The organism is Pedobacter vanadiisoli (assembly GCF_042684385.1).
GTDB classification, from domain to species: domain Bacteria; phylum Bacteroidota; class Bacteroidia; order Sphingobacteriales; family Sphingobacteriaceae; genus Pedobacter; species Pedobacter vanadiisoli.
Genome location: NZ_JBHULL010000001.1, coordinates 97,181 through 106,966, shown reverse-complemented (window position 1 = coordinate 106,966; position 9,786 = coordinate 97,181). Strand labels below are relative to the sequence as shown.

The window sequence follows — 9,786 nt, the reverse complement described above, 5'->3', positions numbered from 1 at the left end:
AATGCCGTTAGAAACAAAATAGCATTGAGAATTGCTGCAGTTATTAAAAATCAAGTCAGCTATAAAAATAACTATAATATAGCTGCGTAAAATTTGTTTTTATCATAACAATCATTTCGAGCGGAGTGCAACGTAGCCGAGAACCACGATTGCTCAGCGAAGCTAAATCTGTCTCTATAGATTTCTCCGTTCTGTCACCGGTGAAAAACTGGCACGCTTCAGTCGAAAGGACGATTCTTCTATAGGATCTGAAAATGGTAACTTGTTTCAGGATCTAAAAGAAAGTATTATTAAGTAGATGAAAAAAAATGCTCCTGCTTAACTTGTTTAAGCAGGAGCATAATATTGATCCTGAGTGTTTTATTGCCTTAATAAAGTTTTCAGCTCTTTTTCTTTAATGATTAATATGGTACCGTGTCTTAAGCCTTTTGGCAAGGAAATCTTATCTGAAACATCAGTCCAGTTTTTTAAATCAGTAGATTGGATTGCCCCGTATTGGTGATCACGGTACTTATCAAAATACACCATCCAGGTATTACCGGTTTTTAAGCTTGTTGGTCCTTCAGCCCAGTAATTTCCGGTAATTGGATTTCCGGCTTTACTGTAAGGACCAATCAATTGATCGGCATAAGCCATTTTAATGTTTTTTTGGGCAGGCTGAGGGGTTTCATCCTTTAAAAACATGATAAACTGTTTACCGTTTTTAACGATAGTGGCATCAATAACATTAAAGCCCGGGTCGTAGAGCAGTTTAGTTTCAGAAAAGGTTTTGAAATCTTTAGTAGTAACATAGTATATGCGGTGGTTGTATCCGCTTTCTGCCTTTGAAGCTGTTTCATTAAATTGGCCAGTAATGGTAGTTGCCCAATAAATCATGTAGGTTTTGGTCTGCCCGTCATAAGTAATTTCTGGTGCCCAGGTATTTCGCGCACCTTCTTCTTTGGCCATTACCGGTAAAAATTGTTGTTCGCTCCAATTGATCAGGTCTTTTGAGCTGGCATAACCTATTCCTTTATCTTTCCAGCTCACTGTCCAAACCATATGAAATAATCCATCAGCCCCGCGGATAATGCAAGGATCGCGCATTAGTTTGTCTTTACTCACAGTAGGAGCAAGGAAAGATTGATCGTTTTTAAGGGTTGTCCAATTATAGGCATCGGTACTGTAGGCCAGGTGCAAACCATCTTCTCCGTTGCCTTTAAAATAGGCGAAAAGATAAACGTCTTTACGGCTTTGTGCCTGCGCGCTAAAAAAGAAGATGAACAATAAGGGGAAAAAATATGCTATTCTTTTCATCATGTTATTCTACAACAATTACAAAACCACCGAAAGGTTTCATGGTGATGTTAAAATTCGCGTTAGGGCTTACTTCCGTTTGGGTAAAGGATAATTCTTCGTTTCCATCGGTAATTAATGTTGCCTTCTTCCCTTTATACTTCGCCAGATCAAAATTTACTGCTTTAGCATTGGCTTCGCCATTTATACCTGCTATATACCACTTTGAACCTGCTTTACGCGCCATTACAACAAATTTACCCGGATAACCATCAATCAGTTTAGTGTCTTCCCAGCCCGATGGAAAGTTTTGCAGGAACGATTTAACATAAGGCGGTACGGTAGCCATTCCATCGGGAGATTCGGCCAGGTGTTGAATGCCTGATTGAAAAATTACAGGCAGGGCCAACTCAAATGCACTGGTTGTTTTACGCTTAATGTTTGGAATTTTAGTGAGATTCATTGGCGTAAAATCCATTGGATCGAAAATATTCCTCGTAAACGGGATGGTTGTGGCATGCGTAGGCTCTTGATCGGCATCGTACTGGCTGAAAGTGATAAATTCCATGCCTTTGATTGATTCCATGGTAAGCAGGTTCGGATAAGTACGTTGCCATCCCCTTGGTAAAGTGGCGCCGTGGCAGTTTACGCTTAAACCAAATTTGGCTGCATCTTTAAAAAGCTCAAGGTAATACCGAATCATTGATTGGCCATCGCCTCCAAAAAAGTCTATTTTTATACCTTTAATGCCCATTTTTTGAAGTAAAGCAAATTCTTTCAGGCGGCTTTCTTTTGTGGTTAATTTATTTTTAGGCGTGTATTTTACCGTATTCCAATCTCCTGCAGAATTGTACCAGAGCAACAGGCTTACCTTTTTTGATTTGGCGTAATCAGCCAGCTCCTTCATTTTTTCGTAACCTATTTTGGTATCCCAATCTGCATCAATCAGGCAGTATTCCCATTTCATATCAGCCGCAAAATCAATGTATCTTTTTTGTACATCATAGATAATCGAATCATCTTTCAGCATGATCCAGCTCCATGAAGCTTTACCAAGTGGGAATAAATCCGGGTTGATGTTTGCCTTTGCAGGATCAGCCAGGTCTGTACCTAAGGTAGATTCGGTTACTTTTTTAAGGCTGCCGATAGCAATCACCCTCCAAGGGCTATACCAGGGTAGGGTAGATTCGGGATTTACATTCTGATTGGTAAAAGCTTCTCTGGGATCAGGGAAGCCCACCTGGTAATTCCCATCAGGCGAATTTTGTTTTAACCGGGTGGCGCAATAATTGCCATCTAAACCTGTTTCGGTAATGAGCAACCAGGTATCTTTATAATTAAAAAGTGCCGGATATACCCAACCCGCAGCTGTTGGTGCCGGCGTACCTACATTGATCTCTTTTTTGTAATGTTCTTCGTAAGACGGATTGGTGCTTTCAAAGCCGGTTTTGGCTACTGCCATAGGCTGCAGCCATGCTTTGGTAGCTGTAAGGAAATGAAATGCCGTTTTTTCTTCGGTTATTTTTTTGAGTTGCTTATCACTATCAGGGAAGTAATAACGGAAAGCTACGCCATCATCAGAAACCTGAAAAATAACATCCATTTTTTTTGAAGAGGCATTTTGCAGGTGGAGAACTCTCCTGTTGGCCAGGTATTGATTGTTTAATCTTTTACCATTTTTAAGGGTATAGTTGTCTTTAATGAGTTCGTTCTTGGAAACCGATAGGACAGACAGGTTTTTAGAAAAGTCTGCATCTTCACGTACCAGGCCAAGTAACGAATTAGACAATACAGTGGAAGCATTTCTATTAATGCTATAAAAAAGCGATTTGTCTTGAAGAAAAACAGAAACCGTAAGTGTTTTATCAGGACTTGCAATTTCGTATCTGGTTTGACCCTTTAATATTTGAGTAACCGAAAGCAGTAAAAATACGATGCTTGTGATTTTATATTTCATCTTTTGATTTATTTTAATTCAAGAACCACAATTGATTGTGCGGGTAATTCTACTTTTAAGCTGTTTCCAGATTTTTTTGCACCTGTAAATTTTGCGTTATGAACTTTGTTAGGATCGTTGAAGGTATTTACATCAGTAAGTTTTGCAGAGGTTAATATTTGTCCACTAACCGAGCTCCATTTTAAGCCTTCTAATACAGTGCTTAAAGCAATTTTTTTATTCGGATCTAAATTAACCAGTGAAATATGTACTGCGCCACTTGAATCCTGAGAAGCAGAAACATTTAATGCCGGAATTTTTTGATTACCCACTGTATATTCAGGGCTGGTAAAGGCAATTGGTAAATATTTAGCATCCTGATGCACCTTGTACAGGTCAAAAACATGGTAAGTTGGTGTGAGTACCATTTTATCTTTTTCGGTTAGTACTAAGGCCTGTAAAACATTTACGGTTTGTGCCAGGTTGGCCATTTTAACGCGGTCAGAATGGTTATTAAAGATATTTAAAGTAGTACCGGCAATTAAGGCATCGCGTAAACTGTTCTGCTGATACAGGAAACCAGGGTTAGTTCCAGGCTCTACATCGGTCCAGATTCCCCATTCATCAACCACCAAAGCAACTTTCTTTTTAGGGTCATATTTGTCCATTATTTCGGAATGTTTGCTTACCAGTTCTTCCATATGCAGGCAGTTTTTCATGGTCGAAAAGTATTCTGCTTCATCAAATTTAGTAGCCGATCCTTTTTTACCCCAGTTACCCGTCGGAATGGTGTAGTAATGCAGCGTTAATCCCCACATCTGGTTGCCAATATTTTTCATACAGGTTTCGGTCCAGTTGTAATCGCTAGAATTTGCTCCACTGGCAATCTTTTTTAACGGTGCACCCGGATAATTGCGCGCATAGGTGGCATACCTGCGGTATAAATCAGAATAATAGTCTGCAGTCATATTGCCACCACAGCCCCAGCTTTCGTTACCTACGCCCCAGAAAGAAACTTTCCAGGGTTTTTCTCTTCCGTTTTGGCTGCGAATGGCTGTCATCGGGCTTACTCCGTCAAAATTCAGATATTCTACCCATTTGGCCATTTCTTCAACGGTTCCGCTACCTACATTACCTGCAATATAAGGTTCGCAGTTAATCATCTGGCAGAGGTCTAAAAACTCATGTGTACCAAAGCTATTGTCTTCGGTTACACCACCCCAGTTGGTATTCACCATTTTGGGGCGTTGGTTCCTTGGTCCAATGCCATCACGCCAATGGTACTCATCTGCAAAACAACCACCAGGCCAGCGCAGGTTAGGAACTTTTATTTTCTTTAGGGCATCAACAATGTCTAACCTGATCCTGCCTTTGTTCGGAATGGTCGAATTTTCATCCACCCAAAAACCATCATAAATACATCGGCCCAAATGCTCGGAAAAATGGCCATAAATGTGCTTGCTAACCACTTGGTTGCCGGCAGGTTTAATGGTTAACTGGGTTTCATTTTGTGCATGCACTAAAATGGAACTGCAGAATAAAGCTGCAGATAAGAAAAGTTTTTTCATTGTGATCTCGTTAAGTCTATTGGTTAAATGGGATTTTGATCACGTTAAAAGAGTAGGGTTTCAACGCGATGTTTAATTTTTTACCCTTTAAGTTAAATGTGCTTATTTTGGGGCTTACCGCTTCAGGGTTTTCGAAAGAATTGATCTGATTCAGGTTACTGTTCGCTATTTCTTCATTGGTAACCTTACTTTTTAATTTCATCTTTCCTTCAAGGTCAAAATCAATGTTTTGGGCCTGATCGGAGTTGTTTGCAATTTTAATGATGAGTTCTTTTTTGGCCTGATCGGTTACGGCAGAAGCGTAAAGCCCATCCTGGCCGATAACATTTTTCTCATCGAGCGTAATGGAAACCACATCAGTTCCTTTATTGGTAGAAAATAGCTTCTGTACATAATAATCGGGCGTGCCATACGATTTTAGGTTATCTACCCAGATCATATCCGGTGCCCACTGCCAGGCATCTATATGGGCAAAAAGGGGAGCGTAAGAAGCCATTTGTACCACATCAGCATTGCGCTCAAGTCCGGTCATTAACGAGGCCGAGGCAAGTGCACTTTGCCAGTTGTTTTTATTGCTGCCGGTAATATTACTATTGGCATGTACCGCGTATTCGCCTACAAAAACTTTAGATCCATTGCGTGGGTAATTGTCGTAGCGGCCGGCATTTTTTAAAAACCAATCGGCCGGACGGTAATAATGTTCGTCTATAAAATCGGCATTATTGCTTCTTAAGGCATTGTTCAACAGGTCGAAACGGTCGCCGTCCGGGCCGGTTCCAGAACTGTTAATCAATTTAAAATCAGGGTATTTCGCTTTAATCGCTTTGGTGAAAATGGCTACCCTTTCTAAATATTGCGGGCCCCAGTTTTCGTTTCCTATACCCATCATTTTTAGGTTAAAAGGTTTCGGGTGACCTAAATCAGCACGCATTTTGCCCCATTTGGTGGTTACATCGCCATTGGCAAATTCAATCAGATCTAAAGCATCCTGTACATAAGGGTCCAGTTCGTCAAGTGAAGCTACCTCAGCAGAGTTATACTGGCAGGCCATACCGCAATTTAATATGGGCAGGGCATCTGAACCTATATCTTCTGCCAGTTGAAAATATTCGAAAAATCCTAAACCGAAGCTTTGATAATAATCAGGTGCTGCACGGTGTGCAAATTCCATATTCCAGCGGTTCACAATCAGCTGTCTGTTTTCAATCGGGCCAATGGTTTTTTTCCACTGATAGCGGTTGGCCAGATCGGTTCCTTCTACAATACAACCCCCAGGGAAACGGATAAAGCCGGGTTTCATATCGGCTAATAACTGTACCATATCAGCCCTTAAGCCCTGCGGACGGTTTTTCCAGGTATCGCCAGGAAATAAGGAAATCATATCAACATCGATATCTCCATTGCCCTGAAACAAAATGGAAAACTTGGCTTTGGAGCTGGTTTCGGTGGCTGTAAAACTAGCTGATTGTTTTTTCCAGTCGCTACCGGCCTGATCAGGGGTTAAAGTTCCCTGGCCGATAATTTTATTATTCTCATCTTTAAGCATTAATACCAGTTTAACACCTGGAGATGCTTGGCGGTACATCAATGAAAAATCGTAACGAAGGCCTTTTTTTACACCAATGCCTTTAAATCCCTCGTTTACAAGCTCAAAATCTTCATTTTGTTTTTTTACCTGTAAATACCTGGGATTGGCCGTATTTACCTCTTTGCGGTTGACTACCAAAACTTCGCCTTCCTGCAGTTTCTTGCTCTTGATACTCCAGCCCATTAATGGTTTGGTAAATTCGAATGAACGGTTTTTAATCAGTTCGGCATAAATACCGCCATCTGCGCCAAAGTTAATATCCTCAAAAAAGACACCCCACATATTAGGTTGAACCTTGGCTATGGCATGGTCTGTTTTAACTTTGATCACTTTTGCAGTTTGTGCTTGTAAATTAGGAGTATATCCAATTGCCATTACAGCATATACTGTACATGCAGAAAACACACTTTTTATAGGGTTACTCAATTTCATACGGTTTTAATATTTGGAAGAATCTTATCGTAAAAGTAAAATATTTAGAATAATAAACGTTGCTTTAACATTTATTTTTTTTCTTAATATCGATTTTGTCGGTAAATTCTACAACTTTAGCATTAAATAGCTAGCTAAATAAAGTTTAATGGCACATAAAATGGTTAATATAACAACTTGGTTACGTAACTTTTTATATGAAATTTGAGATAATTTTAATGAAAGCCTTAAAATTTTTTCAGGTAATTTATTGTTACGGTCAAAAAGCAGGATACCACAGGATGCAGGTTAAAAATATACTGTTTACATTCGACTTGAATCATTTAACCCTAACTGCTAAGTTATGGCTAAGATTTGCTAACCAATTACACATAATGAGCCTATCTTTTTTCGATGTTTTTATATTGAATATGTTTTTGCGAGGCAGTTTATGCGAAAAAAATCTGTTTCACATGATTAACTATACATATGAATCCTAAAAAATATATTTTATTCAGCCTCTCAAACTTCGTGATGGTATTTTGTGCTTGGGCACAGCAAAAAACTATACCTGCTGGCGCTGATAAACAAACGGTTAAACTTTTTTTCGAGAAATCATATTTGCAGGTAGACCGTAGTTATTATAGCACCGGCGAAGATATTTGGTTTAGCGCTTACCTGGTAAACGGAAAAAGCAGCAGTTTAACTTCAACCAGTAATAATTTATATGTTGAATTACTTTCACCTCAATCAGAAGTATTGGACCGGAAAATGATCAGGTTAGATGGCGGGCTGGGTAAGGGCGATTTTAAATTAAAAGACTCCATCCCTTCGGGCTGGTACGGCATTAGGGCATATACCAATTGGATGCTGAATTTTGGCGATGATTTTGTATTTCAGAAACGGGTTTATATCAGCAATAACAGGGTCGAAAGTGCAGCTTTACCTACAGGTAATCCGTCTGATGCTTCAAACTCGAAAAAATCGATTGCTTTTTTCCCGGAAGGAGGGGCTTTGGTTGAAGGCTTAACCGGTATTGTTGCCTTTAAAACCAACGATGATGCCGGAAACGGTGTTAAAGCTACAGGCAGTGTGATTTCAGCTCGTGGTGATACCGTAACCACTTTCCAAAGTACAGAAGCCGGCATAGGTATTTTTGCCTTCACACCCAGGGCCAGCGAAAAATATAGGGTTGAAGGATTTTATGGCAAAGAAAAATTCTCCTCTGAATTACCTGTAATCCTTAAAAAAGGATTGTCGTTACATGTTACTACTGATTCTGTAACGATCAGGGCAACCATTAGTGCCAATGAAATGATGTTTAACGAATTGAAAGATAAAAACATTTCGGTGGTGATTAAACATGCTGGTGATAATATTTATACTGGATCGATCAAATTGAGTAAAGCTACTGTTTCGGTATCTATCCCAACTAAAGATTTTCCTAAAGGTATTTCGGGTATTACCTTGTTTGATGATGCGAACAGGCCAAATTGCGAACGCCTGATATTTATACAGGACAACAATCAAGTCGATTTTACGATTATTCCAGGGAAACGCATTTATAAACCACGGGAACAAGCGGTGATAAAGGTAAAGGCAACCAATTCTCTCGGGAAACCTGTTAAAGCCGCATTTTCATTCGCTGCTGTTGACGGGCTTGTTCCGGATGATGGAAATGATATTGTTTCATATTTAATGCTGCAATCGGAAGTAAAAGGAGAAATTAAAAATGCCGCACAATATTTCGATGTTAAAAATCCATCGCGGTTAAAACAGCTCGATTTATTGTTGCTTACCCAGGGCTGGAGAGATTATATCTGGAAAAAACTGGCCGATTCTGCCATTAAAATAAGCTACTTGCCTGAGCCAGGTATTACGATAAAAGGGTTGGTAAGAGAAAAACTGGCCGATAAACCGATTCCGAATATGAATATCACCCTCTTTGGCACCAACTTTACAGGTAATAAAATATTTACTACGAAAACGGATCAGAATGGGCGGTATTTTTTTGATGGACTCAGCTGGTACGGCAATCAAATGGTAAAAATTTCTTCAAAAGATGACAAGGGAAAAAAAGGCGGCTGGTTGCAGATCGATACACTGATTAAACCTTTAAATCTGGCTCCGCTACAAACAATATCATCTGTAATTCCGAATGCCCTGAACATAGAAGTTAAAAAGCGTATGGATTATAACCGGACCTACAAGTTTGGCGATTCGATCAGCCTTAAAGACATTGAAATTAAAGCCGCTCAAAACAACAAGGTAACGTTGTTTCAGGATGTTCTTACCTCATTCGGTTACCCGGAGCAGGTTTTTAACATTACAGCAGCCGATTATTCGTATAAAGGATTGGAACATTTTCTTTTAACCAAGGCTAAGGGAAGCTATCCGGCAGAAGAAAATGATACCTTGGGCAATGAAGGAGTTACTTTCATTGCCAATGGAAAAAAAGTGAGGCCGGTAATAAAAGTAAATAACAGAGAGGAGCTTTTTACCCAGCGTTTGGATTATTACAGTTTAACGATGGATCAGATCAATCAGGTTAAAATTCAGCACCTGTTAAACAGCAGCGGGAAAGATGTATACCTGATCAGTCTTAATTTGAAAGATGAAGCTCTGCGCGGACCAAATTTAGATTTGCTTAACCTCAATTTAAATGGTTATTATGCCGCAAGGACTTTTTATTCGCCAAATTACAGTCACCCGGCAACACCAAATAAAGATTTGCGCACCACCATTTTCTGGTCGCCATCTGTAAAAACCAACGAAAATGGCGAAGCAACAATCACTTATTTCAATGGAGATAATAAGGCCGATATTTTGATCAAAACCGACGGAATTACCGATAAAGGAGTGGCTGTATCGGCCAAAACAGCCTATAAAGTTCAATAACCTGTTGATTAACCATGAATCGATTATATTTTTTAATTAAGCTTGTACATCAGCCATGATGATCAAAACCATAAAATTTTCCTTTTTCTTTATCGGTCTATGCTGCACCG

Annotated in this window: 5 protein-coding genes; 1 reads left to right on the top strand and 4 read right to left on the bottom strand. The window is 39.5% G+C overall.

Annotated features, from left to right (window positions below; all coding sequences use genetic code 11):
• Window positions 1-360 precede the first annotated feature (360 nt).
• Genes ACFSR6_RS00400 through ACFSR6_RS00385 form a run of 4 tightly spaced genes read right to left on the bottom strand, consistent with a single transcriptional unit; the run spans window position 361 to window position 6,799 of the window.
• Window positions 361-1,299 carry a glycoside hydrolase family 43 protein gene (locus ACFSR6_RS00400; RefSeq protein ID WP_379073647.1) on the bottom strand — a complete coding sequence of 313 codons (939 nt, stop codon included), beginning with the start codon at window positions 1,297-1,299 and terminating at the stop codon, window positions 361-363.
• A gap of 1 nt (window position 1,300) precedes the next feature.
• Window positions 1,301-3,232 (bottom strand): glycoside hydrolase family 97 protein, encoded by a 1,932-nt coding sequence (locus ACFSR6_RS00395; RefSeq protein WP_379073645.1) that lies wholly within the window; start codon window positions 3,230-3,232, stop codon window positions 1,301-1,303.
• 8 nt (window positions 3,233-3,240) lie between these two features.
• Window positions 3,241-4,779 carry an alpha-N-arabinofuranosidase gene (locus ACFSR6_RS00390; RefSeq protein WP_379073643.1) on the bottom strand — a complete coding sequence of 513 codons (1,539 nt, stop codon included), beginning with the start codon at window positions 4,777-4,779 and terminating at the stop codon, window positions 3,241-3,243.
• Between the two features lie 16 nt (window positions 4,780-4,795).
• On the bottom strand, window positions 4,796-6,799 hold the full coding sequence (locus tag ACFSR6_RS00385) for an alpha-L-arabinofuranosidase C-terminal domain-containing protein (protein ID WP_379073641.1): 2,004 nt from the start codon (window positions 6,797-6,799) through the stop codon (window positions 4,796-4,798).
• Window positions 6,800-7,267: 468 nt separating this feature from the next.
• On the opposite strand from ACFSR6_RS00385, the gene ACFSR6_RS00380 reads away from it, so the two are divergent.
• On the top strand, window positions 7,268-9,676 hold the full coding sequence (locus ACFSR6_RS00380) for a hypothetical protein (protein ID WP_379073639.1): 2,409 nt from the start codon (window positions 7,268-7,270) through the stop codon (window positions 9,674-9,676).
• The last annotated feature ends 110 nt before the right edge of the window (window positions 9,677-9,786 follow it).